Genomic DNA, 26,618 nt, shown 5'->3' on the forward strand with positions numbered 1-26,618 from the left:
ATCATTTAACAGGACAAATGTCTAAAAAGAAATTTCTTTTCGGATACGGCTTAAATGCCTTTGTGTAATTCCAAGATAAGAAGATAAATATTGAAGAGGAATATCCTGGATATAATTAGGATGGTTCTTCAGCAGAGAAAGATACCTTTGTTTAGCATTATCCCTTTGCAGTTCGAAAAAACGTTTTTCCAGCTCCAGGTACTCCTGTTCAGCAATCATTTTTAGGAATAAGACCCATTTCGGATTCCCATTAACTAATTTTTCTATCTTCTCTTTTTTCAAAACTAAAAGATGAGCCTCTGAAATAGCCTGCATACTTTCAACACCCGGATTTCCCGAAATAAATGAAGAATAAGAAGCAATCCACACATTAGGAAACCTGAAGCAGTATGTATTGTCTTTTCCCTCACTTGAAGTATAATAAGACCTGAAAATACCGGATTCTATAAAAGCTATTTCCTTGCATTGATCTCCCTCATGAACAAAATAATCATTTTTATTGAGCCTTCTCACTTCAAAAAGCTGCAAAATGCCTTCAATTTCAAGCTCGGTAAATAAATTAAAGCTTCGAAAATATTCCTGTATCATTTTTGATTATCTGGTCATTACAATTACAGCTCAAAGGTAATGAAAACCTGATTATTCCTATACTCAACAAAAAAAATCATCTCATGACTGAGATGATTTACCGTTTAAATTTATTAAATGTATATATGAAGATATGAAAATGGTGTCTCTTTTTGTTATTTCAAAGATAGTTTCCATCATTTCGAAAATCATCAGGGGAATCCCTAGAAATATATCCGTAAAAATACGGTGGTGTAATTCAGATATTATTTTATATTTCCGGAAAACCCTTGAAAAGCAAAATTGATACATGGGAAATATCCGGCCATTGAAGGGTTATTTGGCTACGATTGCTGTTGGCGGAAGGGTTTTTAAATCTCACTGGTCATAAAAAAATCATCTCAGGAACGAGATGATTCAACTGTTTGTGTTCTGAAAATATATAAAATGAAGTGGTGTCTGTTTTAATTGATACAAAAATAGACGGGATGGCATTTCTAATTTTCAGGGTAATCCCTAGAAATACATCCGTAAAAATACGGAGAAGCTTTTTGAGATTACTGACAGGATTTACAACGGGAGGTAGTAAGACCGGGATAAATAATTATAAAAAAGCCCCGTAAATAATATTCACAGGGCTTTTCAGTTGATCTAACAATTTTTAAAGCGGGCTTACCAATTGTAAAAACCACTCTTTAACGTCACCTTCTAAATAAGGAGACAATTTCTGTTCACATGTGCTGTGATATTGATTAAGCCATTCAATCTCTTTTTCAGAAAGAATTTCTTTTACGATCGTATCTTTGAAGAAAGGACAGAATGTAAGGGTTTCAAAATCATAGAAAGTTCCTGATCCCGTCTTTTCAGCTTCTTTTACTGCAATAAGGTTTTCATGACGGATTCCGTACTCTCCTTCCAGATAATATCCCGGTTCATTAGAGCAAACCATCCCCGGAAGAAGTTCCTGCGGATTAAGGTCCTTTCTGATATTTTGCGGTCCTTCGTGTACATTCATAAAACTTCCAACCCCATGTCCGGTTCCATGATTAAAATCTTTTCCCTCCATCCATAGCGGAAGTCTTGCAATGGCATCCAGCTGTACGCCTTTAGTTCCCTTTGGAAACTTTACCATGGATAAACGGATCATTCCCTGTAGTACTAAAGTTGAATTTCTCTTAAATTCCTCAGAAACATTTCCTAAGGCAAAAGTTCTTGTAATATCAGTTGTTCCTTCAAGGTACTGACCTCCGGAATCAACCAGGATACTGGCATCATTCGTTACTTCCTTACTTCCTTCACTTTTTGCAGAATAGTGCATGATCGCTCCATTATTTTTGTACCCGACAATGCTTCCGAAACTTTCTCCGACAAAATTTTCTCCTTCTGCACGGAACCCTAGGAGTTTTTCACCGATAGAATATTCTGTCATCGCTTCTTTTCCTGCATTATGAGTAAGCCAGTAAAGGAATTTCACCATTGCGACTCCATCTCTTACCATCACCTTTCTGAAACCTTCCAGTTCGGTTTCATTTTTCTGAGCCTTCATTAAATTACCAGGAACAGGAGCTTTTACAAACTGATTATCTGCTTTTAGTGTTTCAAAAATAGACTGGTTGCTGTTTGGAGATACCAGGATTTTTTCGTTCTTAACTGTTGTAAGGTAGTTATAAAACTCTTCATAAGGCATCATTTTTACGAAAGAATCGTCCAGTTGTTTTCTCGCTTCTACCTCCAATTTTTCAAGATCGGTAAACAGGATCGCATCATTTTTTGTAATGATGATATAGCCTAAAAATACCGGATTGCTTTGTACATCGCTTCCTCTCAGATTAAGCGTCCATGCTACGTCATCAAGGCTGGAAATAATATGATAGGTAACTTCCTGTTCTTCCATTTTCTGACGGATGGCGGAAAGCTTATCAGTCACGGATTTTCCCGATCTTTCTACCGGTTGAGTATAAATCGGATTTTTTGAAGGTGTTCCCCTGTCCTTCCATACTTCCTTCAGTAAAGGAGCGTCTGCAAGAACGATATTTTTATTTTTTAATTTTTGAGAAAGGAGTTCCCAATTGGCGTTGGATGTGGCTACTGCATTAACAGCTACTTTCCCACCAGCAGGAATTTCGGAAATAATCCAGTCGATATAGTTAGGCGTCCCTTCAATTCCATCTTTAAAAAGATCAATCCCCGAGTCCTGAAGTTCTATTGCAGCTTGGGTAAAATACCGTCCATCCGTCCAAAGTCCGGCTTTGTTTTGGGTAACCACCACAAAACCTGCTGACCCGAGAAATCCTGAGAGCCATGCTCTCTCCTGCCATTCTTCCGGTAAATATTCACTCATATGCGGATCTGCAGAATATACTATAAATGCATCAACATTATTTTTCTGCATTTCTTCACGAAGCGCAGCTACTTTTTCCCTTGAAGTCATTTTTTAATTTTTTAAAACCGAAAGTTACAAAAAATTTGAGCTTCCGGATTCAAATTATTAACCGTTTTTTCCCGAATTAAAGGTTATTTTTTATTTTTTCACTGATCATAAAACTGAGAGATTCTCATTCGCTAGACATAAAAATTTCAATGTCCCGTCTACATCTGAATGATTCACTGCTAAAAAAATTTATGTAAGAAAAAAAAGAATTTAATGAATACATAAAAAATAAATCATTTAAGCCAAAAACAAATACTTTAAAGCATGAAAACAACAATTATTATTAAAAATATTCTATTTTGGAAAGATTCTTGCTACATCATATCCTATGGGAAAGCAGAATTATAAAAACCACAGAAAATTTTATCCTCCACATCACTTCATTTATCTTCCTCTGCTGTTTATATTGGAATGCGTAGGAATTTATAATATCTGGAATGATGGTGAGAACAAACTTACCTGGATCCTATTTTCTATAGTCATTTTTCTGATTCTCTATTTAGCCGTTATGCTGCGGCAGCACTATGCACTCGGCAATCAAAACCGTATTGTAAGACTTGAATTCAGACAACGGTACTTTGAAATTTTTAATAAAAGATCCGATGAGGCTTATGAAAAATTAAGTTTCGACCAGATCGCCGCTTTGAGGTTCGCTGATGACGATGAATTTAAAGAGCTTTTGTATAAGGCTCTGAATGAAAATATTTCCGGAGATCAGATCAAGAAGTCTATCAAAAACTGGAGACCTGATCACCATAGAATTTAAATCAAACACTAAAAAAATCAATATGAAAAAATTACCCTTATACAGTATTGCAATATTCAGTTTATTGTTACTAACAAGTTGTGAAGCCGTCGAGACTATCTTTAAGGCTGGAATGTGGTGGGGAATTTTGCTCGTTGTAGCGGTTGTCGTTATTCTATTATTAATTTTTTCGAAGGGTAAAAACTCTTAACCATGCTTTATTATGGATAATGACGACTTTGAATTGATCTCCCACCTTAAACCTTCTAAGATTGTTAAGATCATGAAAGATCCGGTGGCTTCTGCAAAGGCAGTAAATCTTATTTACACCTCCGATACAGAAACCGCCGGAATTATTCGTAAAAGAAGGGGAAAAAAGTATTCGTACTTTAAAGACGGTGAACGCATTAAAGACAAAGATGAGATCACCAGGATCAATAAACTTGTAATTCCTCCTGCATGGGAAAATGTTTGGATCTGTGCCCTGGACAATGGACATCTGCAGGCTACAGGATTTGATATTAAGAAACGAAAACAGTATAAATACCATTCTTTATGGAGTGCCTTAAGGAACCATACCAAATTTTACAGGATGCTTCAGTTTGGATATGCCTTACCTGAAATCCGCCTGCATGTGGAAAAAGATCTGGCACTGAGAAATTTTGAAAAAAGAAAAATCCTGGCTCTGATCGTAAGCCTTATGCAACGTACAAATATCAGGATTGGTAATAACGCGTATGAGAAACTATATGGCTCATTCGGCTTAACCACCTTAAAAGATAAACACGTAAAGATCAACGGGCAGAAAATGACCTTTTCTTTCAAAGGAAAAAAAGGGGTGATGCACAATGTCGATCTGAAAAGTAAAAGGCTGGCAAGACTTGTTCAGAAATGTAAAGATATTCCGGGGAAAGAGCTTTTCCAGTATTATGATGATGAGGGCAACAGACATTCCATTGATTCCGGAATGGTGAATGATTATATTAAGGAGATCAGCGGCGAAGATTTTACGGCTAAAGACTTCAGAACCTGGTCGGGGACCGTCAGTGCTTTAATCGCATTCAAAGAAATCGGCTATGCGGAAAGCAATACGGAATACAAAAGAAAAGTAAAGGAGGCATTGGATATTGTAGCTTCACACCTGGGCAACACCAGCACGGTGTGCAGAAAATACTATGTTCATCCACTGGTGATCAACCTTTACGAAAATAATACGATTAAAAAATACCTTGACGAGCTGGAAGACATTGAAGTAAATGATGGCAAGGCGGATTTAACACAAGAAGAAAAATTAGTGCTGAAAATTCTTGAGAACGAAAAAATGTAATCCGCTATTGAGAAAGAGAAGTACTTGGCGGGTAATCATACTCTTTAATTTCAATAACGGACTCTTTTTCATCATATAGAACATCCAGATTACTTTCTAAGAAGGTGATCAGGCTTTCCATGCATTTCTGATTTGTTTGGGAATTTACTACAAACGGGCGATGACCAAAGGTGACTGCAATCTCTTCAGTTTTCCTGAGAATCTGATAAGTCCCTTTTACGATACTTTTACAGTCTTTCTGATTGATATTCATTTGGAAATTCTTAGCATCAACAAAGTATAAAACATCAGGCTTCATCTTATCTTTATCCAATAGGATGTGAGAATTATCAAGATCCTTTAAATCAAAATTCCATTTTGACTTTTTAAGAACATTATTCAGAAGTTCGTCTGTTGAAGGTGAAGTGCCAGACTGTTTTACATTTTTCTTGGTATGCTGAGCAAAAACGACCTGGGAAAAGCATAAAACGATAAAGAATATTATTTTCATAAGTTACTGTTTTAAAACACATTAAATATACTTATTCTTTCTAGTATACAGGTTTATCTTTTTGTAAAAACTGAATTCGATCATAGGATTCTGCATTATTTCAAACTGGTATAAGCTATGTCCGGGCAATATTAATTAATATTCAAATGAGATACAGATCCTTCACTCATTATAAAATCGAAACAAAAACACCACAAAACGATTTATTTTCGCTGGTAAAATACCGCATTTATTATAGAGTATATGAATGTAAAGGATAATTTATAAAAACTATGGTTTATTTTTTCTTTGTCTGAATTATCGTAAATTTGTAGTACAGACTTAATTAAAACAATTAAAATATATGTCAAAAGCAATTTCGCAAGTTCCACTTGCAGTAAATGAGCCTGTAAACTCTTATGTACCAGGTTCAGCTGAAGTAAAAAGCCTTATTGCCACATACAAAAAAATGTGGGCTGAAAAGATAGAAATCCCAATGGTCATCAATGGAAAGGAAGTAAAAACTGACGAGAAGGTTCAGCTTCAGTCTCCACAGGATCATGCTCACGATTTTGGATTTTACTACAAAGGAACAATGCAACATGTGGATGATGCGATCAATGCTGCATTAGCTGCAAAAAAAGAATGGAACGAGCTTGGATGGGAGCAGCGTGCTGCAATCTTCTTAAAGGCTGCTGATCTGTTGGCAGGACCATACAGAGACGTGATCAATGCAGCAACCATGATCGGACAATCTAAAAATGTACACCAGGCTGAAATTGACTCAGCTTGTGAATTCATAGATTTCTTAAGATTCAATGTTGAATTTATGACCGAAATGTATTCTGAGCAGCCTATCTCTGACAGTGGGATCTGGAACCGTGTAGAGTACAGACCATTAGAAGGATTCTGCTTTGCAGTAACTCCGTTCAACTTTACTGCGATCTCAGGAAACCTTCCTACTTGTATGGCTATGCTTGGAAACGTAGTGGTTTGGAAACCTTCAGATAAGCAGGTGTATTCTGCAAAAGTAATCATGGATGTATTAACGGAGGCAGGTCTTCCTGCAGGGGTAATCAACATGATCTTTACAGACGGTAAAGAAACTGCTGAGAAAGTATTGGCACACCGTGATTTTGCAGGACTTCATTTCACAGGTTCTACAAAAGTTTTCCAGGGAATGTGGAAAATGATCGGAGATAATATCCATAACTACAGAACCTATCCAAGAATCGTTGGAGAAACTGGTGGTAAAGACTTTGTTATCGCTCACCCATCTGCAAACGTTGAAGCAGTAGCTACAGCTTTAGTAAGAGGAGCTTTCGAATACCAGGGACAGAAATGTTCTGCGGCTTCAAGAGCATATATTCCAAAATCTCTTTGGGCAGATGTAAAAAAAGTAATGGAAGCTCAGATGAGCACAATTAAGATCGGTTCTCCGGAAGATCCTTCAAACTTTATCAATGCTGTTATCGATAAAAATTCTTTCGAAAAATGTAAAGGATACATCGAGAGAGCTCAAAACTCTAATGAAGCCAATGTAGTGATCGGAGGAAAATGTGATGATTCAAAAGGATGGTTTGTAAATCCAACCGTTATTGAAACTACAAATCCTCAATACGAAAGTATGGTTGAAGAAATCTTTGGCCCTATCTTAAGTATCTATGTTTACGAAGATAAAGACTGGAAAGAAACTTTACAGCTGGTGGATTCTTCATCTCCATATTCATTAACAGGTTCTGTTTTTGCTCAAGACCGTTATGCGGTAAATGAAGCTTTCAAAGCTTTAGAAAATGCTTCAGGTAACTTCTACATCAATGATAAACCAACAGGAGCTGTAGTAGGACAACAGCCTTTCGGAGGAGGTAGAGCTTCAGGAACCAATGATAAAGCAGGTTCTAAAATGAATCTTCTGAGATGGACTTCCGTGAGAAGTATCAAAGAAACTTTTGTTTCTCCTAAGGATTACAAATATCCATATTTAGGATAAAAAAATGAGTAATCATTAATACATAAAAATGCCCGAAAGTTTTACTTCCGGGCATTTTTTATATGATATATTTTAAAACTTCATCACATCTTTTACCACTCCGTTCTTTTGGGTATGTGGCAATAATTCAGATTCAATAAAGGTCTTGATCTTTTCTTCAGAACCATTATTCGGAAATAACAGATGAACATTTGCTCCCGCGTCCAAAGTAAAAAATAAAGATAACCCCGTCTCCTTTCTGAAATCCCATATTTTATTGATGACTTCCAGAGTTCCTGTTTTCATCAAGATAAATGCAGGATCGCTCATCATCATCATTGCATGAAGTGTAAGGGCCTCATGTTCAACCAATGTAATAAACCTTTCCATATCCCCGTTTTTAAGAATCTCTTTCATTGGAATAAAGTTTTCTCTTGCTTCCTGAAATCTTCTTTCTGCATAAGGATTTGTATTCATCAAACCATGACCTACTGTAGAAGAAACACTTTTCTGTCCTTCATGGATCAGCAGGACCCAGTCATTAAAATCTTTGAAAATAGCATGAATATCTTCATCCGGGTATCGGACTGCAAACAAATCGGAACTTCCCTCAACCACATCAGAACTTCCCCATACGACCAATCCGTTATACAGACTTCTGCATGCACTTCCACTTCCCAGTCTGGCCAGAAATGACGCTTTCCTTAAAGATTCTTCTTCCGGTCCTTTCCCTGAAAAAAGTTCATCGAGCGCCATAAGACATTTTGCAATGGCTCCAAAACCCGAAGCCGAGCTTGCAATCCCTGAACTGTGCGGAAAAGTATTTTCTGTTTTAATAATATACTTTCCTCTTAAAATCCAAGGTAAGTACTGTTCTATATTTTTAAAATACTTTTCTATTTTTTCTCCGAATTTTACCTCTTCATTTCCTGACAGAAAAGTTTGAACTGAAAAGGGCTGATCCGCTAAGAACTCTAATATTGTATTTGTTTTACAATGGTTAAGGGTATAGCTGATACTTGGGTTGGCTGGAATCTGATCTGCATATTTCCCCCAATATTTAATCAAAGCAATATTTGACGGACAGCTTTCCGAAACCGTTTGTGAAGTAACTGTATAATTTTCTTTTCCTAGAAATTCCTGTGTTGTCATAATTTAATTCAAAATGATGAAGCCTAATTTATTCCCTACGAAAAAGTTCTAAGATCAATTTGAGTATTAAAACTTCATAGGATCAAATTTCATCTAGTACATTTTTTCAATAATATCTTCGTATTTCTTTAAAACCACATTCCTTTTAATTTTCAATGTCGGAGTAATTTCACCGGTATTGATATCGAATTCAGACGGCATTAAAGTAAACTTTTTCACTTTCTCAAAGTCCGCAAGCGGCTCCTGTAATTCTTTAATTTTATCTTTATAGAGACTGATAATTTCTTCTCTTTTTACAATGTCCTCCCAACTGGTAAAAGGAATATTGTTTTTCTTGATATAATCTTCCAAAAATTCGAAGTTTGGAACAATCAAAGCGGAGACAAACTGTCTTCCCTCAGCAATTAATATAATCTGCTGGATATAATTGTTATTGGTCAGAAGATTTTCAATTTGCTGCGGGGCAATATATTTTCCGTTTGAGGTTTTCATCAGATCCTTGATTCTGTCGGTAATGATCAGATTTCCTTTATCGTCAATCTTTCCGGCATCTCCTGTTTTGAACCATCCATCTGATGTAAATACAGCTCTGGTTTCATCCGGTTTATTGTAATACCCTTTCATAATTCCGTTTCCTGTTGCCTGGATCTCATCATTTTCCCCAATACGGATCTGAACACCTGGTAAAGGTCTTCCGCTTGTTGCGTGCTCAAAATGCGTTAAAGGAAACAGCGTCAGAGTAGCAGTCGTTTCAGTAAGCCCGTAACCAACCGTTACATGAATTCCTACAGACTCAAAAAAGCGTGTTACTTCCGGAGAAAGCGAGGCTCCTCCACAAGGTAAAAACCATAATCTTCCACCCATCTTCTCTTTGATTTTACTAAAAACAAGCATATTGGCAATAGATTCTTTTATTTTAAGTCCTAATGGTGCAGGCTGATCATTTCTCCTTAATTCGGCAGTCTGCTTACCGGTTTCCAAAGCCCAGTTAAAGATCTTTTTCTTTAGTGAAGAGCTTTCTGTCACCATATCATTCACTCCCGCATAGATCTTCTGAAAAAACCTTGGGACCGCACACATCATAGTCGGCTTTACTTCAATCAAGGCTTTTGCTATATTTTTCGGATCCTCCAGAAAATATACTCTGGCGCCACCATATAATGAGAGTAAGCTCCAGCTTCTTTCAAAAACATGACTCAACGGCAAAAAGGCTAATGACAATTCCTCTTCAAAGTTTTTAAACCTGAAAAACTCAAAATGGGCATCAAAAGCTTTTATAAAATTCCCGTGGGTAAGCATAACTCCTTTGGGCGTTCCCGTTGTTCCCGAAGTGTAGATCAGTGTGGCAACATCTTCATATTCTTTTTTACAGAACTCCAGCTTTGCAGCAGCTTTCGCAATAAAATCTTCCAGATAAGAGGCATCTTCTTTTTTAATCCACACTGACTTTTTAGAAACCACAATACCCTGAAGGCTACTGCCCTCTTTGTTTAGAAGTTCAAGACATGCATCATATTGAGCCTGATTCCCTACTAAAACAATTTTAGACTGAGAATCATTGATGATGTATTCTGCCTGCTCAGCATTATTGGTAGAATAAATAGGAACTGTAACAGCTCCGATCGACAGGGAGGCAAGATCAAAGACCATCCATTCTGCAGAATTATCGGAATAAATAGCGACCCTGTCACCCTCCTGAATTCCCACCTCTTTGAGTGCATTTGCTGTTTTAAAGATCATCTCACTGAATTTCTTCCAGCTCAACTCTTTCCAAACCTCTTTCGTTTTAAAACCAATCGCTGACTTTAACGGGTGTTTTTCTATATTTTTACTGATAATAGCCTCTGCAAGATTCATTTATTTATTCCCCTTTTTGTCGTTAATATAATTATTGAGATGAAAATCAATACTTTCCTCGATAGGAATGAACTGATAATTCAGCTTTTGCTTAATTTTTTCGTTGGAAATGGTATTAAAGGATGTGATGGATTCAATATTAGATTTTGTAACCAGCTTTAATTGTGGAATCAGCCACCCCAAAAGGATATTGGCTATTCTTCCGGCATTAAGTTCTGCTTTAGACAATATTCTGGCATTTTTCAATCCCAGTTTTTTACGAATATAATTCCCTGTTTCGGCATATCGTTTATTCTCCGAGACCAAAATAAAGCGTTCTCCAAAAATATTATTTTCCATCAGCTCTACAGAAATCCGTGCAACATCCCGGACATCCACATAAGATGATCCCCCGGAAAAGGTAAAATTATTTTTTTCAAATGTCGAAAAAAGTTCACCACTGCTTTGGTTCCAGTTTCCACTTCCTATGATAATTGCTGGATTGATGATGATGGTTTTCAGGCCCTCGGCTGAAGCTCTCCATACTTCCATTTCAGATAAATGTTTTGAAACGGCATAGGCAGGATGGTCAACCTTTGGATTAAAATCAGATTCTTCGTCAAGTTCCCCTTTTTCATTATAACCGTCCAAAACAGCCACAGAACTCACATGAAGAAATTTAGTAACAGACGAACCTTCACAAGCAAATAAAAGATTTTCTGTACCCTTGATATTCGTATGGTACATTTCTTTCTCATCTTGTGGATGAAAGCTTACTTTTGCAGCACAATGATACACTTCTTCTACGCCTTTCAGGGCATCTTCTAAAGAGTTCATGTCATCAAAATCTACATCTACCCATTCAATTTTATTAAAAAAATCATCAGAGTTTTCTGTATAAAACTGATATGAATGCTTTACTTCGTTTAAATTACTTGTTCTCCTTTTGGCAGCGCGTACTTTTTTTCCTTTTTTTAAAAGTTCCAAAATAATTACACGACCCAAAATTCCGGTTGCTCCCGTTACAAAAACCATCAATTATATTCCTACTTGGTTGTTGACTAAATTATAATAATATTTTTGATTCAGCAATTCTTCAATGTATTGAAAAATCATGTAAAATCCTATAATGCAAATTTGCGATTTTTAAAGGACAATTTTACTTTAGTTTGTTATTTAATTACACTCAAACATTATAAGGTTATTGAAAAATACTCTTTTTCAGGTTTTGGCTTAAGCCAATTGTTTGATTAAAATGATAAAAACGGGCTAAAGCCCGTTTTTATATATTGAATTAACATGTGATGACAAATTGATAAATAGTGATTACATTAGTAATCACATATTCTAAGCTAAGACCATATTATTTCTTCGTGGTGCTTTATCACATAAAAGATCAGCAATGCTCTTCGAAATAAGATTTTCTTCCGTAAGATTATCCAGCCAGAAAAATTCTCCGGCACCATTAATTTCAATAAAATAATATTCATCTTCAGGAGAAACAATGATATCCATTGCTCCATAATCAACATTATATACATCCAGAAGCTCTAAAACTTTAGCTTCAATATCTTTGGGAAGATCTGTTCTTACCCATTTATCGATTAGGTTTACCCCATCCTTTCTCCAGTCTACTTTTGCATCTTCAAACTGTTGTGAATCAATTTCGAACGCATATACATCCTGCCCTACTGCGGTTACTCTTAGCTCTCTTTTCTTTTCAATTTTCTTTTGGAATTGCATAGGGCAATACAACAGCGAATCCAGATCATCCAGCTTGTCCTCTTTAATCACGTTGGTAAATACAACACTTTCCACCCCATCTTCATAAATAGCAAAACCCGATTGCATCTTTCCGATAACATTCTGATGTTTCAGGATAAAATTTCTGGCTTCTTCAGGATTATTGGTAATACAGGTTTCCGGAATTTTAAATCCTATCTTATCCGCAATTTTTAACTGCTCCTCTTTACTGTCTAATCTTCTGTAAACACTTGGCTTACCCAGAGCATATACATCTATGGATTCTAAAAATCCAAAAAGAGTTGTTCTTATTTCACCCATCGCAGCACCATAGAATTTGGCATCTAACTCTTCCTTTAGCCCATCTCCCATATTGTAAGCTCTTCTGTACCACACCGCAGCAATATCATCTAAACGATGTTTAGCATCCGGAGTTTCGAGAATACTGATCCATTTTCCATCTTGGAAAGTAGTCGACAGTTTATTTTGTAAAGGATATAAATCGACATCAAAGCGGATGACCTCAAAGTTATTTTTAATAATATACTCCGTTACTTTTTGTATTGAAAAATTGTCCCCGGTATGGGTGATGATTAAAATTTTGTTATTCATTGGTTTTCATTCTTTTGATAAGGTTATCGGCAATTCTTTCCGCAATGGGAAAGTTAAGTTCTTTTTGTAACATTCCCCACTCTCCTTGTGGATTAACTTCAAGAAAATAGTAATTTTCATCTCTTCCTTTGATCATATCGATCGCTCCCATGTAGAGCCCCATTTCTTTCATCATTAAGGTAAGAGAAGACTTAATGTCTTCCGGCAATTCGTAAGCTGACCATGTATAATTTCCCTGATTAACACGCCAATCGGCATGTTCACTATTATTAATTTTACCCGTAAAAAACTCACCATCAACGTACATGATCCTTAGTTCATATTCTTTTTCTATATACGGCTGAAAAATCATAGGACAATACGCAATATCTGCCAGTGATTCTAAATTATCTTCTCTTATAATCGTTGTGGAGAGCATATTTTCACCTCCCATAGATTTGGCAATAACTCCATGCAGCTTTGCCACAGCTTTTCCATTACAATATGTATGAAAGAAGGCTGTAATCTCTTCTTCATCGTTTGAGAAAAGTGTTTTCGGTATCGTTAATTTATTTTTTTTAGCAATTTTCAGTTGATATAATTTGTTTCCATCCGCTTTCTTTTCAGCTTCAAAAGGATTGATCCAGGGAACATCTTCAAGAGCCGTGTAGAGATTATAACGAAGATTTCCATATTCATTGATGAAAATTTTCACATAGTCATCATCAAGCTCTTCAGGAATACTGATACGCCATCCTTTTCTATGCCACACTGCCTTGATATCGCTGGAACGGAACGTATTTCCAAACTCGTCAGTCAATTCAAACGAATGGTCAGTAATACTAATTTTCTGAAGGTAATTCAGGTGGTCTGAATTTAACCTGAAGTAGGGAATATTTTTAGAAGTAAGATATTCAAAGAAAATATCTATAGTATAAAAGTCATTGGAGTGCGTGATACAAAGAATCATTTTTTGCTTTTTATTAAAAAAGGAAACTTAGAGTGTAAGTTTCCTTTCTTATGATTTTAGTATGTTTTATTTTTCTTTAAAACAATTCACTATAATGGCACTGTTGGTGAATCATCATCTCCATCTGATGGATATTTCAATGTATGAGCCATATCCAAAGTTGGCTTAGTAACAACATCTCTTTCAGGAATTGTGATATCTGGTCCACCTCCTGTTACAGATTGAGGATCTTTCAGTTGTTTTTCAAGGAATGCTGCGAAAAATGGTTTTTTCTTTGAACTCTTGTTTTTCATAATGTTTTAATTTGGTTTAACTTAGTATTTTGTTGAAATTATTAAAAATGATCGATTGATACAAATGGATCTGATCTATAATTCTATATGATCTAAAGGTCCACCTTCATCACTATCAGAAGGATATTTCAAGGTTACATTATCATTTCTTACCGTAGTAACATTGTCAACCAAAACGGAAGTGATATTATCCTTGGAAGGAATCGTAATATTGTCTGAATTAGGTGAAGTAATAATTTCCCCACCTCCGGTTACTTTCTCAGGCTCTTGAATTTGCTTCTCCAAAAAAGAAGCAAAGAATGGTTTTTTTAGTTTTTTTGGTTTCATAAGTAAATATTTTTAACTTTTTTGATAAATCTAAAGTACAAAATTTCCCTTATGCAAAAAAATATATCACTCTTTTAAGAAAATTTTAACAATACAACAAACAGAGAATCAAATCAATCCAAACCCAAAAAATTCTTTACTACATGACTAAACTCTGTAGGGTTGTCAGCCTGTACCCAATGAGCTGCATTTTTAACAACGACAATTTTAGCCTTAGGAAACTGTTGTTTAATGGCAAATTCATCCTGTGGGAGAATATAATTGGATTTTTCCCCGGAAATAAATAAAGTTTCACCCTCAAACACTCCAAATTTTATTGCATTGGATACAAACTCATTATACTTTTCGGATAAGGTCTTAAGGTTAAACCTCCAATTTAGTTTTTTGTTATCATCCCAATATAAGTTCTTTGTTAAAAACTGAATGGTAGATTTCTCAGGAATATACTGACTAAGAACTGCTTCCACCTCATTTCTTGAACCTACATTATTGAAATCCACCGTTTCCAATGCTTTAATAATTCCCTGATGGTGTGGAGGATATGCTTTTGGAGAAATGTCAACCACAATAAGTTTTTCTACCTTTTCCGGATACCTTATCGCAAATTGCATTACTGCTTTTCCACCTAAAGAATGTCCCAGAACATGAGCTTTCTCTATTCCGTAATGATCCATATAATGCGCAATATCATCAGCCAGATCATCATGTGACATACTCTCCGAATGAAAACTTCTTCCATGATTTCTGAGGTCCAGTAAATAAACAGGAAGATACTCCCCTAAATCTTTTCCAAAGCTTCCCCAGTTGTCAAGCATTCCGAACAATCCGTGAAAGACCAATAAAGGAGTAGACGATTTATCCTCGCCAAATATTTTTGAATGTAAAATTTCCATAATTTTTATATTAGATATTAGGTGGTAATTGCAATGTGAAATGATGAATATTCTATTAATTCCCAAAACACAGGAAATCTTACCACTTAGCCAATCTCTTCAAATAAGCCTGAATCGTATTTTCCATACCCATATACAAAGCTTCCGAAACTAATGCATGTCCTATGGAAACTTCCAGCAAATTTGGTATCGTATCCGCAAAGTATTTTAAATTATCAAGACTAAGATCATGCCCCGCGTTAACTCCCAGGCCGAATTCGCCGGCAGCTAAAGCCGTTTCAAGATATGGCTTTATTGCCTGTTCTTTATTCGCAACATAATCCTTTGCATAAGCTTCTGTATACAATTCTATCCTGTCAGTTCCGGTTTTTGCAGCGTATTCTACTAATCCAGGATTAGGATCAAGAAAGATTGAAGTACGGATTCCTGCATTTTTAAATTCGGCAATAACATCAGTAAGAAAATCTAAGTGTTTTTTTGTATCCCAGCCGGCATTAGAAGTAATGGCATCATCTGCGTCAGGAACCAATGTTACCTGCTCGGGTTTCACTTCAAGGACCATATCGATGAAAGCACGGTGTGGATTCCCTTCAATATTGAACTCCGTAGTTACCAAAGGTTTCAGATCATAAACATCTTTTCTGGTAATGTGTCTTTCATCAGGTCGAGGATGGATGGTAATTCCCTGTCCTCCGAATTCCTGAATTTTAATTGCAGCTTCTGTTACACTTGGCAATTCGCCTCCTCTTGCATTTCTTAAAGTTGCAATTTTATTAATGTTTACACTTAGTTTTGTCATTTTTATAAGTAGATATTAGAGCTTAGATCCTATATATCAGATAAAATCCATTGAATATCCAACATGTAAGGTCTAATCTCTTATTTATTAAACTTTCACTGCAACCTGCATTACCTGCAGGTCAAATTCTTTTGAAGCAACCAACAGATGGTCAAAAATATCTGCCTGGATTTGCTCAAAACGCTCCCATTTGGAGTCGTTGGCAAAGCAGTATATTTCCAAAGGCAGCCCATGCGGAGTAATATCCAGCTGACGAACCATCACCACTCCTTTTTGATCAATATCCGGGTCATTTTCTATATATTTTTGGGCGTAATACCTGAAGACTCCGATATTGGTCAATTGTCGTCCGTTCACAATTTTATCATTATGAGCCAATGATTCTTTTTCCTTTCTGATTTCTATACTTTTTCCTTCCAGGTATTCTGAGATGAGATTGATATCCTTTAGACGATTGATTTCTTCATCATTTAAAAACTTAAAAGAATTGATATTAAAATAAATTGATTTTTTTATCCTTCGGGTATTCGATTCGGACATGATCTGAAGATTTTTGATCTCGGTAGTCAGCAGATCGTAAGTAGGAATCGTAGAAACCGTTTTATCAAAATTGGTGATTTTGGTCGTTAGAAGACTGATATCTGCTATATTACCTTCGATATTGTATTTGGGAATACCAATCCAGTCTCCAACTTTCATGTTTTTAGAAGTGGCAACATGAAGCCCTGTTACAAATCCTAAAATAGTATCTCTGAAAACAAGTACAAGTACAGCAGTGATAGCCCCCAAACTTCCCAGAATTGTTCCTCCTTTGATTCCGAAAATCACACAAATACCAACTACAGTAAGAATAAAAATTCCAAATATCTTGACCGATTCTGAAATAGCATTTAAAGCCATTATCTTATAAAAATCCTGTTTGATAACAAAATAATTCCTCAATGCTGTTAATGCCCTGAATAACATCCCGGCAATAACAAAAATGATCGCTACACTAACAATTAACCCCAATAATTCAAAACTTTTCGGATGTCTCCAAAAGACTGATTTAAGAGCATATTCAGCAAAATTCAATGCACCTAGATGAACTATTGAGTTTGTAATTCTTGACTGATAGATTGATTTTAGAACAGGATATTTTTCTTTATCAAAAAAGAATTTGAATATCGTATTGACAAGAATTTTAAAAATAAAATCTATTACATAGACAAATCCTGCCAAAAATAAAAATTTAAGGATAATCTGACAGGTAAGTACCAAGTCATTGGGCACATTAGCGCTTACAAAATAATGGATCTGATCACTTATATCCTGTAAAAAGTCTTTGGTGTCTTGTAACTCGTCTTTCATTATCGCAAATTTATGAAATTTAAGGATCATTTTAATTAAAACCTATCCATCAATTTTTATCCCAAAATGGATTTTATTTTCATTTTTAATAAAATTTTAAAATCATTATTTTAAAAAATTATTAATTTACTTAAAACATCAACAAATAGGTAAAAAATTAATTAAAAAACATTATTTAAAATAAACAATACTCAAAATTTATCATATTATATTATTTTATATTTAATTATTTATTAAATTTGGTTCAAACTAACCCCATAAAAATCAATCAGATATGAGAAAAAACTACTTATTTATTTTATTGTGTGTATTCACACTGTTTATCAACTGCTCCGGAGGAGATGATTCTGCAACACCTTCCGAAAACGTTGGACCACCTGCTATAAAGACAGGAAAACTTATCGGTAAAGTGATGTCACAAAATGGCACTAAGCCTATTGGAGGTGCTTCAGTTTTTACATTTGACGATCAGTATAAAATTTATTATACCACTTCAGATGCCAACGGTAACTTTACATTGGATGCTCCGGCTGGAAATCGGACTATCCATATTCAGACGGGTAATGGTAGTAATTTCCGTACGGAAATTTCCGCAACTGTAAAAGATCATGAAACCTTAAATCTCGATGTCAGCCAAACCAAGCTCAATCAGGTTGCAAAAATAGCTTATGTAAAGGGAGCGTATGATAAAATTGAGGATATCATTCAGACTTTAGGCTATAATGCCACCGAAATTACTAATGCCGATCTTGCCAACTTAACTGCTATTGCACAATATGACATTATATTTCTCAACTGTGGTTCAAGAAATAATTACTCTTCAAATCCTGGACTCTATACTGTAATTGATGCTAATCTAGCCATTTTTGTTGCTAATGGCGGGAGTATCTATGCTTCGGATTGGGATGTTTCCTATCTGGTAGGCGGAACAAGCAATACGAGTAACTGTTCAATGACCGGAGGGTTTGTTCCTGATACCAAGTTATGTTCTAAAAACATCGGAAGCACAGGTACCCTGGATGCTACGGTAAACAATGCCGGACTTACAACGGCTTTAGGATTTAATACACTTAACATCAACTATGATTTAGGGGCATGGCAAAAAATAATTAATTACGACCCGGCTTATTGGGAAGTGTTGGTTAAAGAAACCTCATCAAATGATGCCCTGATGATCAGAACCAATCATTTCTCCGCAACAGGTATTCCTACCACTCCAATAGGAAACGCTCCCAATTCAACATTTGTAACGGTTTGTATTACTTTACCAGGCAACATTCAGATCAGTATTTCAGTTCCTCAGGTACTGGTTCCTTATTTGGTAGCGTTAGGGGCCACAGTGGGGCCTTGCTCGGGATCTTCAACCAGCGGGTATATTTATTATACCACTTTCCATAATCATGCTTCAGGAAACATCGGCAACGCAGGTGTGATTCTGCAATATGTAATCTTAAACTTATAGAAAATTCTCAACTTATATGAAAAGGTGGCTTTTTTAAGGCCACTTTTTTTATATTGCATTATATTTTTAAAGAATGGATACTACATTAATTAATATTCTTTGTCTTATTTTACTTGTCCTGGGCATACTGGGCACCTTTCTCCCGGTGCTGCCTGGACTGTTACTCAGCCTTTGCGGATTGTTGATTTACAAATTCGGTACAGATGCGGATCTCCCGATGTTGTATATCTGGGTTTTCGGGATTCTTACCGCAGCTTCTGCTGTTCTAAATTATGTGATCCCGGCCAGAACCAACAAAAAATATGGCGGCACAAAATGGGGAAGCATCGGTTCAGTAGTCGGAACTATTGCAGGTATGTTTATTCCCATCCCTTTAGGATTTCTGATCGGTATGTTTGCAGGAGTATTTATTGGAGAACTTCTTCACGACAGTAAGGACATGGATAAGGCCCTGAAATCCACAAAAGGAGCCTTTATCGGATTCATATACGGTACGGGATTCAGTTTTGTGGTAGGTGTGGCAATGTTTTTGGTAGTAATATTGAATATGCTTGATTATATTTAAAAAAGAAATACCATGATATACAAAACCATTGTACTCAGTTTAGGAATGCTTGTGCTTACCAATTGTAATGCACAAAAGGGGTCTAAGCCATCCGCAGCAACCAACACAAAAGAAAAAACGATGAATAAGGAAGGAGACATTATTTACTTCAATGAGGGAGAAAACAGATTCCTCAAAGAATACCAGATGAATGTTACTTTTACCAATATTTCCGAAGACAGCCGTTGTCCGGAAGGCGTTAATTGCATTTGGGCAGGTGTCGCGGTGGCCAATGTACTGGTTATGGGGACTACAACGAGACCTGTAACGTTAACATTAGCCACAATGGATAATCCGGGAAGAAACTATGTACAATCTGCAGAATTTAATGGATATACCATCTCATTAAAAGATGTTACCCCCTATCCGACTGCACAAGAAGGAACAAAAGGACTTCCGGGAAAATACAAAATTGGAATTACCATCAAAAAAACAGGCGAAAAAACTACCACGAAATAGGTTTCTTCCCTTTTGAGATAAGATATTCATTAATTTTTGAGAAAGGCTTGCTTCCAAAAAACCCCCTGTATACGGAAAAAGGTGAAGGATGTGCCGATTTCAAAATAAAGTGCTTGGCCGGATCAATAAGTTCGGCTTTTTTTTGTGCAAAAGCTCCCCAAAGCACAAAGACTACATTTTCTTTTTTATCTGAAATCTCCTTAATGATAAAGTCTGTAAATTTTTCCCATCCCAAATCTTTATGGGAATTGGGAGAATGAGCACGTACTGTTAATGTTGCATTTAGCAACAGTACTCCCTGTTTTCCCCAATCATCAAGCTCTTTAGAAGTCCTTACTACTCCAAGGTCATCTTTCAATTCAATAAAAATGTTCTTTAGAGAAGGTGGAGCCGCCACCTGCTCTGAAACAGAAAAGCACAATCCGTTAGCCTGGTAATCATTATGATAAGGGTCCTGGCCAATAATCACTACTTCAATATCATCAAAAGGTGTAATTTCCAGTGCCCTGAAAATTTGATTTTTCGGGGGAAATACTTTGGTGGTTGCGTATTCTTGTTTTACCTTCTCCCAAAGGTTTTTAAAATATTCGGTACTTTTTATAGGTGCTAAAACTTCTGTCCAGGTCATTGTTTCAATTCAATAATTTGAAAATGGGTTAATTTATTGATTAGATGCCTATTGGCTAATTACTCCGCTACAGGTCAATTATTTCTTTAAGCTAAAAATAATTCCCTCAGGAAAGTCTTCATCTTTTTTATCCTGTTCTAAAACAAAATTATATTTTAAAAGCAAGGTTTTTGAACTATTATTATCTTGATGGGTAGTAGCTATAATCTCCTGCAAATTTAATTCATTAAAACCAAAATGTAAAACAGCATCCAATGCTTCAGACATAATTCCCTGTCTGTGGTAGTCCGGCAAGAGCTCATAGCCTACTTCTGCTATCTTTCTGTCTTCAGAAAAATTCCACAAACATATCGTTCCGATAAGGTTGGGTTGATCTTTATATGAAATACCCAGATATACAGTTTCGTTATTTTGGGTATTTCTTTTTATCGTTAAAATAAAATCCAGTGCATCATAATTCGTTTTTGGTGAATTACGCAAGATGTATCTGTTGATTTCTTCATTGCTACGGATCCTAAGAATGTCTTCAACATCGGTTTCTTCAATATTTCTTAAAATCAAACGATTGGTTTCTATTCTCATATTTCAAATGTACTAAAACATTCATTTAAAAAAGATCATGACCATAAAATTTTCAAAATATCTCATTTTCAAATTATCATCTTCATCAAATTCACAATTTCTCACTAAATTTGCATTGTGTATATAAATAAAGAAGATTTAGACGAATTAGAATTTCCGCAATTGCTCGCGGAAATTTCTCCTTTTGCGTATTCTCCGAAAACGAGAGAAAAAATTCTTCAACTTCGTCCTATGGAAATCGACGAAGCAGAGCTTTCTTTGAAAAAAACTTCGGAATATCTTTCAAGTTTTGAAAGTTCAAATGCTATCCCATTCGATGAATATGAAGATATTGAAGCGGAACTGAAATTAATGCTGATTGAGAACTATCGACTGGAAAACAGCGCATTCATCAAGATAAAAACACTCACGGAACAAATCGGAAAGCTACAAAAGTTCTTTCCCACCATGCCGGATACTTTTCCCAATCTTCTGGAAAATGTTTCAGTTCTTGAATTTAAAAAAGAGATCATTGATAAGGTTGATAAAGTCTTCAACCGTTTTGGAGAGGTAAAAAGCGAAGCTTCACCCGTTCTAAAAATATTACGGACAGAGATTCAGCATGCCAAAAAAGCAATTCAGGAAAATTTCAACCGTGCCTTGTTCAATTATGGGCAAAGTGATTTTCTGGATGACATCCGTGAGAGTATTATAGAGGACCAAAGAGTTTTAGCAGTAAAATCTGCGTATAAAAAAAGGGTTTCCGGAAGAGTCTTGGGACTTTCAAAAACAGGATCCATTACCTATATACAGCCGGACAGCGTAGTCAGCCACTATTTTAAATTGAAGGAAGCTGAAGAGGAGGAAAAGAAAGAAATTGATAAGATCCTGAGGAAACTTACAGCTGAATTAGCCGAATTTCAACCTCAGCTCTGGAGGTATCAAAAATACATTTTTGATCTTGATTTAACGAGGGCAAAAGCCAAATTTGCAGAATTAATCCATGGAGTACTGCCTAAAATCAACCGCCATAAAACCCTGAGATTAAGAGAAGCTTTTCATCCATTGTTATGGCTAAGGAATAAAGCAGAGAACAAAACGATCCACCCACAAACATTGAGTCTGACGGAACATAACAGGATCATCTGTATCTCCGGTCCCAATGCAGGGGGAAAATCAATAACCTTAAAAACGGTAGGATTACTACAGCTGATGATCCAAAGTGGAATCCTTGTTCCCACTCACCCGAAATCCGAAATGTTTTTCTTTGACAAAATCATGACGGATATTGGAGACAATCAGTCTATAGAAAACCATCTTTCGACATATTCTTCGAGATTAAAGAAAATGTCCGGAATCATCAGGGAATCAGACGCCAATACGCTCCTGTTAATTGATGAGTTTGGAACAGGTTCCGATCCGGAACTGGGAGGTGCCCTGGCAGAAAGTTTCCTTGAATTTTTCTACGACAAGAAAAGTTTCGCGATTATCACCACACACTATACCAATATCAAACTGGTGATAGAACAACTTCCTAATGCTGAAAATGCGGCGATGTTATTCAATGAAGAAACTCTGGAACCGATGTACAAGCTGGAAGTAGGCCAGGCAGGAAGTTCCTTTACTTTTGAAGTTGCCGAAAAGAATAAAATTCCGAGATTCATTATCCATTCTGCAAAGAAAAAGGTAGAACACGATATTGTAAACCTTGATAAAACCATTGTTAAGCTACAGCAGGAAAAATTTGAAGTTGAAAAGCTTAAAACAGATCTGGCTGAAAGAAAGGAATCGGTAGAAGATAAACGGGATAACCTTCAAAAGCTGAATGAACAACTTCAGCAAAAATTATTCAATTTTCAAAAGCTGTATGAAGAAGAACATCGGAAGCTTCAGTTCGGGAACAAAATCGAATCTTTTATCGAAAGCTACGTTAAGGGAAAATCCAGGAAGGATGTGGTAAAAGATTTCGTGAAGATTTTAGAACAGGAAAAATTCAGAAAAATAGGTGCTGATAAAGATGAAACCAAACGTCTTCAGATTGTAAAAAGAAAGATCACCCAGCAGCTGAAAAAAGAAGAGGTTATTGAAAAAATCGCAGAAACCAACGAAAAAATAGAAGAAAAACGCAAAACCGATCGTGAGATCTGGATGAAAGTGGGACAACGGGTGCGTATTACAGGAAGTACCAGTGTCGGCACGATTGAAAAAATTTCAAGAAATAAAGTGATTGTCAATTATGGAACCTTTAAAACGACCATTGATGCTGATGAGCTTGAAAGAATTTAAAAATTAATTTAATAATAAAGGAGAGTGCTTTTAGCACTCTCTTATTCTTTACTCTTTATTCTTTACTCTTCCTTCTTCCCAAAAAATTTCGCCTTACCAAATTTCTATCCCCCTCTAACCTAACAGAATAAATTTCTTTTGTAAAAACTTCCTTTAGCAAATAAAGAAGATTTAGGAAGCTATAATTATGTTCCGAAATGCTTTTAATTTATATATTTGAAGTATCAAAAATTTTTCATGATGATTTCCGTAAACAAAGCATTCTATTTATCTGCCTTCAGTTTATTTTCATTAGCCTTCCTAAAAGGGCAGCAAAAAATTCCTTTTGGAGTTGTAAAAGCAGAAGAAGGCTATGCCAATGTACGGGTGGCAAAGGATAATTACAGAAAAATTGTAGACAAAATCAGAATGCGTAAAGGGGATGTTTTTCTTTATGTAAAACCGGCTCCCGGAGAAACAGAATGGCTATGGATCAAATATCCCGATAAGCAGGATACTGAAAAGCCTTTTGTGAGATATGAAAATCTTGATAAGGAAGGTATGGTGAATAAAGACCGTGTAGCCTTTATTGATCAGTTGCCTCAATATACACCTTCCAAATCCAAAAACGGAAGATCACTCATTTTCACAGATAATAATAACCCCAAAATACCTACCGCTCAAAGGAGTAAAGTAATCATCGATATTTATCCTTCTAATGCCAGCTACCGTAAACAGGAAAAAGATACGGATGGAACGATATTAACCATTGATAAAGTTAAACCCTGGGGAATAAGCAAAGAACTTCCGGAAGGGATGACCGAAATCAAATCGATCCGGGTACAGCAGGTGGGGCGTGGCTCTGTCTTTGTGAGAGAAGCCATCAAAAATATGTTCCAGCCTACTATGGATTTCAATAACATCAGTGTAGCTGCTATTGATAATGATAATATTTTCCTTTATATGGTGAACGGATCGGGTGAAAACAGGTATACCACACTCTGGACAATCAGACAGGGCCGGGTGGCTCATCAGATTATTTTTAAAAATCCGGAATAATTCACCTTACTTCTCTGTATTATCCTTATTTTTGCACCTGAAAAAGTCTTACCACTTATTCATCACAGGAATGGGTTCTGCCTAACGCAGATTAAAAGGGAATCGTGTGAAAATCACGAGCTGTCGCGCAACTGTAAGTAACAAAAGTCTTTATGTAGGATCCACCGTGCCATGCATGGGAAGGGATTAAAGATGTTACAAGTCAGGAGACCTGCCTTTTCTTTGAACAAGAAACTTTCGCGGCCTGAAGTTTATTGATCTGATGGATGTTTTCAGGAATATACTAATTCCTTGATTATTCTGTTTATTTCAATAATTTCATCCCGCTTTAATTTAATAATGAAATATGACTACAGAAGAAAGAATTCAAGCATCTGAAACCAGAATCTTTAAAGCGGTTTTCCCCAACACAACCAATCATTACGATACCCTTTTTGGTGGTACAGCGATGCAATTGATGGATGAAGTGGCATTTATTACCGCTACCCGCTTTGCAAGAAAACGAGTGGTAACTGTAAGCAGCGACAAAATTGATTTTAAAAAGCCTATTCCTGCAGGAACTATTGTAGAATTGATAGGAACAGTTTCCCATGTCGGGACTACCAGTATGAAGGTAAACGTAGAAATTTATACAGAACAGATGTATTCGTATGAAAGAGAAAGAGCTATTGTAGGAGATTTCACTTTCGTAGCTATAGACGAATTTAAAAAGCCTGTACAGATACTATAATCAGAAAAAAACGCAAGCCTTCGGCTTGCGTTTTTATTTATCTTAAAACTTTTTCTGTTTCTAAACTTTTACTAAGTAAAAACTGGAATGCTTCTCCCATTTCATCAGAAGCCCGGCTGATGGCATTTTCCAGCATATTCCTGATCTGGCTTTCTGTTACCTTAGCTTCTGTCCAGCTTTTTCCTGAAGTATGCGAATTCAGAATAAACGGCATGATCCTGTCTATTGCACAGGCAAAAATAGCATCAGGGGTTTGCTCTTCTTCAAATTCCAACCACAAATTAAAGAATTCCGAACGCAATGGTTCATCCAGAATCCCGAAAATTTTCTGGGCAGACAATTTTTCTCTTTCAAATTTGCCCACCATGGCTTTTTCGTCAAATAAAAATGTATCTCCAGCTTCAATTTCTACCAGATCGTGGATAGAAAGCATCCGTATCACCCTTAACAGATCGATATCAGCCCTGTTTTTAGCATAGGGGAAAAGTACCTGTGCTAAAATAATGATCTGCCATGAGTGTTCAGCAGTATTTTCTCTTCTTGAATCATCCGCATTATAATTCCTTCTCTGTACATTTTTTAATGCATCTACAGCAAGGATAAAATCAATTTCCTTTTGTATTTTCATGTTTCCTATTCTTTATAATATTCTTTGATTGGATATCTCTTTGTTTTTATGATCCATTTATTTTTAATCTTTTCGCGTCGGGTTACTTTTACAGATTCACCATTCATGGCATCTTCCTCCAGTTCAAAGATCTTATCAAGCCCTTTTCCGGGCAGCACCCTGTATTCTGTGGTTAAATGCCAGCAACAACCGGATTTAGAAAAAGTTATGAGTCTTTTCCTTTTTGGATCTGTCTGAAACATTCCCAGATTTTCGCGGGCAAGATCAGTTAATTCCTCACTGATCACGAATTGCTTTCTTGTCGTATTATAGACATATACATCATAGGAAGGACCACCATAGCTGCTTTCATTACCATTTCGGATAGCAATATCTTCAAAACCGTCAAAGTTAAAATCTTTAAATATCAGCGGGCTCTGTTCATCATAAAGCTGAATAACATTAACACTAGGTTGTTGATCCTTACCAAGGTAAAAATAAAGATCATCAGAAGTGAACTCCTGTAAAGTCCGCGAGGTCCTTTTATCTTTCAGTATAATTGTACCATTTCCACTACATTTATCAGCATCACAATCCTGAACAGTGATCTCCGCATTATACAATAAGGATCCATCTTTAATTTCAAAATGCTGCTGACCGGAGCAAAAAGATCCTAAAACAATAAAGATGATCAAGATTACAGAACTATTCAAAATTAACTTTTTTGCTCAGTATACAGATGACTGAAAATTTCCATAACAAAAATAAGAATAGCGTTAAG

Annotated in this window: 26 protein-coding genes and 1 riboswitch; of the genes, 9 read left to right on the plus strand and 17 right to left on the minus strand. The window is 36.0% G+C overall.

The features are described 5' to 3' along the window. Positions 1-21: 21 nt before the first annotated feature. Positions 22-588 (minus strand): Crp/Fnr family transcriptional regulator, encoded by a 567-nt coding sequence (locus tag PFY10_07395; GenBank protein ID WBV58269.1) that lies wholly within the window; start codon positions 586-588, stop codon positions 22-24. Positions 589-1,228: 640 nt separating this feature from the next. Next, positions 1,229-2,998: an aminopeptidase P family protein gene (locus PFY10_07400; GenBank protein WBV58270.1), complete on the minus strand. Its 1,770-nt coding sequence runs from the start codon at positions 2,996-2,998 to the stop codon at positions 1,229-1,231. 328 nt (positions 2,999-3,326) lie between these two features. On the opposite strand from PFY10_07400, the gene PFY10_07405 reads away from it, so the two are divergent. Together PFY10_07405 and PFY10_07410 are read left to right on the plus strand one after the other, a co-directional pair. Further along, positions 3,327-3,764, plus strand: a complete 438-nt coding sequence (locus PFY10_07405; protein ID WBV58271.1) for a DUF6526 family protein — start codon at positions 3,327-3,329, stop codon at positions 3,762-3,764. A gap of 202 nt (positions 3,765-3,966) precedes the next feature. Further along, positions 3,967-5,070, plus strand: a complete 1,104-nt coding sequence (locus tag PFY10_07410; protein WBV58272.1) for a DNA topoisomerase IB — start codon at positions 3,967-3,969, stop codon at positions 5,068-5,070. 4 nt (positions 5,071-5,074) lie between these two features. Here PFY10_07410 and PFY10_07415 read toward each other — a convergent pair whose 3' ends face one another. Continuing rightward, positions 5,075-5,560, minus strand: a complete 486-nt coding sequence (locus PFY10_07415) for a hypothetical protein (protein WBV58273.1) — start codon at positions 5,558-5,560, stop codon at positions 5,075-5,077. 343 nt (positions 5,561-5,903) lie between these two features. Here PFY10_07415 and pruA point away from each other — a divergent pair, with 343 nt between their 5' ends. Further along, positions 5,904-7,529: an L-glutamate gamma-semialdehyde dehydrogenase gene (gene pruA, locus PFY10_07420; protein WBV58274.1), complete on the plus strand. Its 1,626-nt coding sequence runs from the start codon at positions 5,904-5,906 to the stop codon at positions 7,527-7,529. Positions 7,530-7,601: 72 nt separating this feature from the next. Here pruA and PFY10_07425 read toward each other — a convergent pair whose 3' ends face one another. The 10 genes from PFY10_07425 to PFY10_07470 form a co-directional block, all read right to left on the minus strand. Beyond that, positions 7,602-8,660 (minus strand): diphosphomevalonate decarboxylase, encoded by a 1,059-nt coding sequence (locus PFY10_07425; GenBank protein WBV58275.1) that lies wholly within the window; start codon positions 8,658-8,660, stop codon positions 7,602-7,604. Positions 8,661-8,753: 93 nt separating this feature from the next. Further along, positions 8,754-10,517, minus strand: a complete 1,764-nt coding sequence (locus PFY10_07430; GenBank protein ID WBV58276.1) for a long-chain fatty acid--CoA ligase — start codon at positions 10,515-10,517, stop codon at positions 8,754-8,756. Beyond that, entirely contained in the window at positions 10,518-11,531 is a 1,014-nt protein-coding gene (locus tag PFY10_07435; protein WBV58277.1) for an NAD-dependent epimerase/dehydratase family protein, read from the minus strand. It abuts the gene before it with no gap. Positions 11,532-11,843: 312 nt separating this feature from the next. Beyond that, positions 11,844-12,851 carry an MvdD family ATP-grasp ribosomal peptide maturase gene (locus tag PFY10_07440; protein WBV58278.1) on the minus strand — a complete coding sequence of 336 codons (1,008 nt, stop codon included), beginning with the start codon at positions 12,849-12,851 and terminating at the stop codon, positions 11,844-11,846. Then, positions 12,844-13,800, minus strand: coding sequence for an ATP-grasp ribosomal peptide maturase (locus PFY10_07445; protein WBV58279.1), 957 nt, complete (start codon positions 13,798-13,800; stop codon positions 12,844-12,846). The genes PFY10_07440 and PFY10_07445 overlap by 8 nt, the downstream gene beginning before the upstream one ends. 89 nt (positions 13,801-13,889) lie before the next feature. Then, complete coding sequence (locus PFY10_07450; GenBank protein WBV58280.1) at positions 13,890-14,093, minus strand: microviridin/marinostatin family tricyclic proteinase inhibitor; 204 nt, start codon at positions 14,091-14,093, stop codon at positions 13,890-13,892. Positions 14,094-14,168: 75 nt separating this feature from the next. Then, positions 14,169-14,420, minus strand: a complete 252-nt coding sequence (locus PFY10_07455) for a microviridin/marinostatin family tricyclic proteinase inhibitor (protein ID WBV58281.1) — start codon at positions 14,418-14,420, stop codon at positions 14,169-14,171. A 113-nt stretch (positions 14,421-14,533) separates the two neighbouring features. Continuing rightward, on the minus strand, positions 14,534-15,313 hold the full coding sequence (locus PFY10_07460) for an alpha/beta fold hydrolase (protein WBV58282.1): 780 nt from the start codon (positions 15,311-15,313) through the stop codon (positions 14,534-14,536). 79 nt (positions 15,314-15,392) lie between these two features. After that, entirely contained in the window at positions 15,393-16,112 is a 720-nt protein-coding gene (locus PFY10_07465; protein ID WBV58283.1) for a pyridoxine 5'-phosphate synthase, read from the minus strand. 87 nt (positions 16,113-16,199) lie between these two features. Further along, positions 16,200-17,462: a mechanosensitive ion channel gene (locus tag PFY10_07470; protein ID WBV58284.1), complete on the minus strand. Its 1,263-nt coding sequence runs from the start codon at positions 17,460-17,462 to the stop codon at positions 16,200-16,202. Positions 17,463-17,736: 274 nt separating this feature from the next. Between PFY10_07470 and PFY10_07475 the strand changes: the two genes are divergently transcribed. The 3 genes from PFY10_07475 to PFY10_07485 all read left to right on the plus strand — a co-directional run bounded on the left by PFY10_07475 (position 17,737) and on the right by PFY10_07485 (position 19,987). Further along, a complete protein-coding gene (locus PFY10_07475; GenBank protein WBV58285.1) occupies positions 17,737-18,924 on the plus strand; it encodes a carboxypeptidase-like regulatory domain-containing protein in 1,188 nt (395 codons plus the stop codon). A 73-nt stretch (positions 18,925-18,997) separates the two neighbouring features. Beyond that, positions 18,998-19,489, plus strand: a complete 492-nt coding sequence (locus tag PFY10_07480; GenBank protein WBV58286.1) for a DUF456 domain-containing protein — start codon at positions 18,998-19,000, stop codon at positions 19,487-19,489. A 12-nt stretch (positions 19,490-19,501) separates the two neighbouring features. Further along, the gene (locus tag PFY10_07485; GenBank protein WBV58287.1) at positions 19,502-19,987 is read left to right on the plus strand and encodes a hypothetical protein; all 486 of its coding nucleotides are present in this window, start codon (positions 19,502-19,504) and stop codon (positions 19,985-19,987) included. Here the strand turns inward: PFY10_07485 and PFY10_07490 are convergent. Beyond that, positions 19,974-20,615 (minus strand): uracil-DNA glycosylase, encoded by a 642-nt coding sequence (locus PFY10_07490; protein WBV58288.1) that lies wholly within the window; start codon positions 20,613-20,615, stop codon positions 19,974-19,976. The genes PFY10_07485 and PFY10_07490 overlap by 14 nt on opposite strands. A gap of 78 nt (positions 20,616-20,693) precedes the next feature. Further along, on the minus strand, positions 20,694-21,197 hold the full coding sequence (locus PFY10_07495; GenBank protein ID WBV58289.1) for a GNAT family N-acetyltransferase: 504 nt from the start codon (positions 21,195-21,197) through the stop codon (positions 20,694-20,696). Between the two features lie 117 nt (positions 21,198-21,314). Between PFY10_07495 and PFY10_07500 the strand changes: the two genes are divergently transcribed. The 3 genes from PFY10_07500 to PFY10_07510 all read left to right on the plus strand — a co-directional run bounded on the left by PFY10_07500 (position 21,315) and on the right by PFY10_07510 (position 25,230). Then, entirely contained in the window at positions 21,315-23,462 is a 2,148-nt protein-coding gene (locus tag PFY10_07500; protein WBV58290.1) for a DNA mismatch repair protein MutS, read from the plus strand. A 237-nt stretch (positions 23,463-23,699) separates the two neighbouring features. Beyond that, complete coding sequence (locus tag PFY10_07505) at positions 23,700-24,500, plus strand: hypothetical protein (GenBank protein WBV58291.1); 801 nt, start codon at positions 23,700-23,702, stop codon at positions 24,498-24,500. A 55-nt stretch (positions 24,501-24,555) separates the two neighbouring features. Beyond that, positions 24,556-24,734, plus strand: a riboswitch (cobalamin riboswitch). A 112-nt stretch (positions 24,735-24,846) separates the two neighbouring features. Next, positions 24,847-25,230, plus strand: coding sequence for an acyl-CoA thioesterase (locus PFY10_07510; protein WBV58292.1), 384 nt, complete (start codon positions 24,847-24,849; stop codon positions 25,228-25,230). Between the two features lie 37 nt (positions 25,231-25,267). On the opposite strand, the gene PFY10_07515 is transcribed toward PFY10_07510, so the two are convergent. Next, positions 25,268-25,858, minus strand: a complete 591-nt coding sequence (locus tag PFY10_07515; protein ID WBV58293.1) for an HD domain-containing protein — start codon at positions 25,856-25,858, stop codon at positions 25,268-25,270. Positions 25,859-25,863: 5 nt separating this feature from the next. Then, positions 25,864-26,550: an FG-GAP repeat protein gene (locus PFY10_07520; protein ID WBV58294.1), complete on the minus strand. Its 687-nt coding sequence runs from the start codon at positions 26,548-26,550 to the stop codon at positions 25,864-25,866. Between the last annotated feature and the right edge of the window lie 68 nt (positions 26,551-26,618).

Source organism: Chryseobacterium daecheongense (assembly GCA_027920525.1).
Lineage (GTDB): Bacteria > Bacteroidota > Bacteroidia > Flavobacteriales > Weeksellaceae > Chryseobacterium > Chryseobacterium proteolyticum.

What these genes read in the sequence shown, in the direction of transcription:
- PFY10_07485 (WBV58287.1), top strand. Translation starts at nt 19,502, where the DNA reads ATGATATACAAAACCATTGTACTCAGTTTAGGAATGCTTGTGCTTACC.
- PFY10_07415 (WBV58273.1), bottom strand. Translation starts at nt 5,560, where the DNA reads ATGAAAATAATATTCTTTATCGTTTTATGCTTTTCCCAGGTCGTTTTT.
- PFY10_07510 (WBV58292.1), top strand. Translation starts at nt 24,847, where the DNA reads ATGACTACAGAAGAAAGAATTCAAGCATCTGAAACCAGAATCTTTAAA.
- PFY10_07505 (WBV58291.1), top strand. Translation starts at nt 23,700, where the DNA reads ATGATGATTTCCGTAAACAAAGCATTCTATTTATCTGCCTTCAGTTTA.
- PFY10_07400 (WBV58270.1), bottom strand. Translation starts at nt 2,998, where the DNA reads ATGACTTCAAGGGAAAAAGTAGCTGCGCTTCGTGAAGAAATGCAGAAA.
- PFY10_07430 (WBV58276.1), bottom strand. Translation starts at nt 10,517, where the DNA reads ATGAATCTTGCAGAGGCTATTATCAGTAAAAATATAGAAAAACACCCG.
- PFY10_07455 (WBV58281.1), bottom strand. Translation starts at nt 14,420, where the DNA reads ATGAAACCAAAAAAACTAAAAAAACCATTCTTTGCTTCTTTTTTGGAG.
- PFY10_07445 (WBV58279.1), bottom strand. Translation starts at nt 13,800, where the DNA reads ATGATTCTTTGTATCACGCACTCCAATGACTTTTATACTATAGATATT.
- PFY10_07515 (WBV58293.1), bottom strand. Translation starts at nt 25,858, where the DNA reads ATGAAAATACAAAAGGAAATTGATTTTATCCTTGCTGTAGATGCATTA.
- PFY10_07405 (WBV58271.1), top strand. Translation starts at nt 3,327, where the DNA reads ATGGGAAAGCAGAATTATAAAAACCACAGAAAATTTTATCCTCCACAT.
- PFY10_07465 (WBV58283.1), bottom strand. Translation starts at nt 16,112, where the DNA reads ATGACAAAACTAAGTGTAAACATTAATAAAATTGCAACTTTAAGAAAT.
- PFY10_07425 (WBV58275.1), bottom strand. Translation starts at nt 8,660, where the DNA reads ATGACAACACAGGAATTTCTAGGAAAAGAAAATTATACAGTTACTTCA.
- PFY10_07395 (WBV58269.1), bottom strand. Translation starts at nt 588, where the DNA reads ATGATACAGGAATATTTTCGAAGCTTTAATTTATTTACCGAGCTTGAA.
- PFY10_07460 (WBV58282.1), bottom strand. Translation starts at nt 15,313, where the DNA reads ATGGAAATTTTACATTCAAAAATATTTGGCGAGGATAAATCGTCTACT.
- PFY10_07440 (WBV58278.1), bottom strand. Translation starts at nt 12,851, where the DNA reads ATGAATAACAAAATTTTAATCATCACCCATACCGGGGACAATTTTTCA.
- PFY10_07470 (WBV58284.1), bottom strand. Translation starts at nt 17,462, where the DNA reads ATGAAAGACGAGTTACAAGACACCAAAGACTTTTTACAGGATATAAGT.
- PFY10_07480 (WBV58286.1), top strand. Translation starts at nt 18,998, where the DNA reads ATGGATACTACATTAATTAATATTCTTTGTCTTATTTTACTTGTCCTG.
- PFY10_07435 (WBV58277.1), bottom strand. Translation starts at nt 11,531, where the DNA reads ATGGTTTTTGTAACGGGAGCAACCGGAATTTTGGGTCGTGTAATTATT.
- PFY10_07475 (WBV58285.1), top strand. Translation starts at nt 17,737, where the DNA reads ATGAGAAAAAACTACTTATTTATTTTATTGTGTGTATTCACACTGTTT.
- PFY10_07410 (WBV58272.1), top strand. Translation starts at nt 3,967, where the DNA reads ATGGATAATGACGACTTTGAATTGATCTCCCACCTTAAACCTTCTAAG.
- pruA (WBV58274.1), top strand. Translation starts at nt 5,904, where the DNA reads ATGTCAAAAGCAATTTCGCAAGTTCCACTTGCAGTAAATGAGCCTGTA.
- PFY10_07495 (WBV58289.1), bottom strand. Translation starts at nt 21,197, where the DNA reads ATGAGAATAGAAACCAATCGTTTGATTTTAAGAAATATTGAAGAAACC.
- PFY10_07490 (WBV58288.1), bottom strand. Translation starts at nt 20,615, where the DNA reads ATGACCTGGACAGAAGTTTTAGCACCTATAAAAAGTACCGAATATTTT.
- PFY10_07450 (WBV58280.1), bottom strand. Translation starts at nt 14,093, where the DNA reads ATGAAAAACAAGAGTTCAAAGAAAAAACCATTTTTCGCAGCATTCCTT.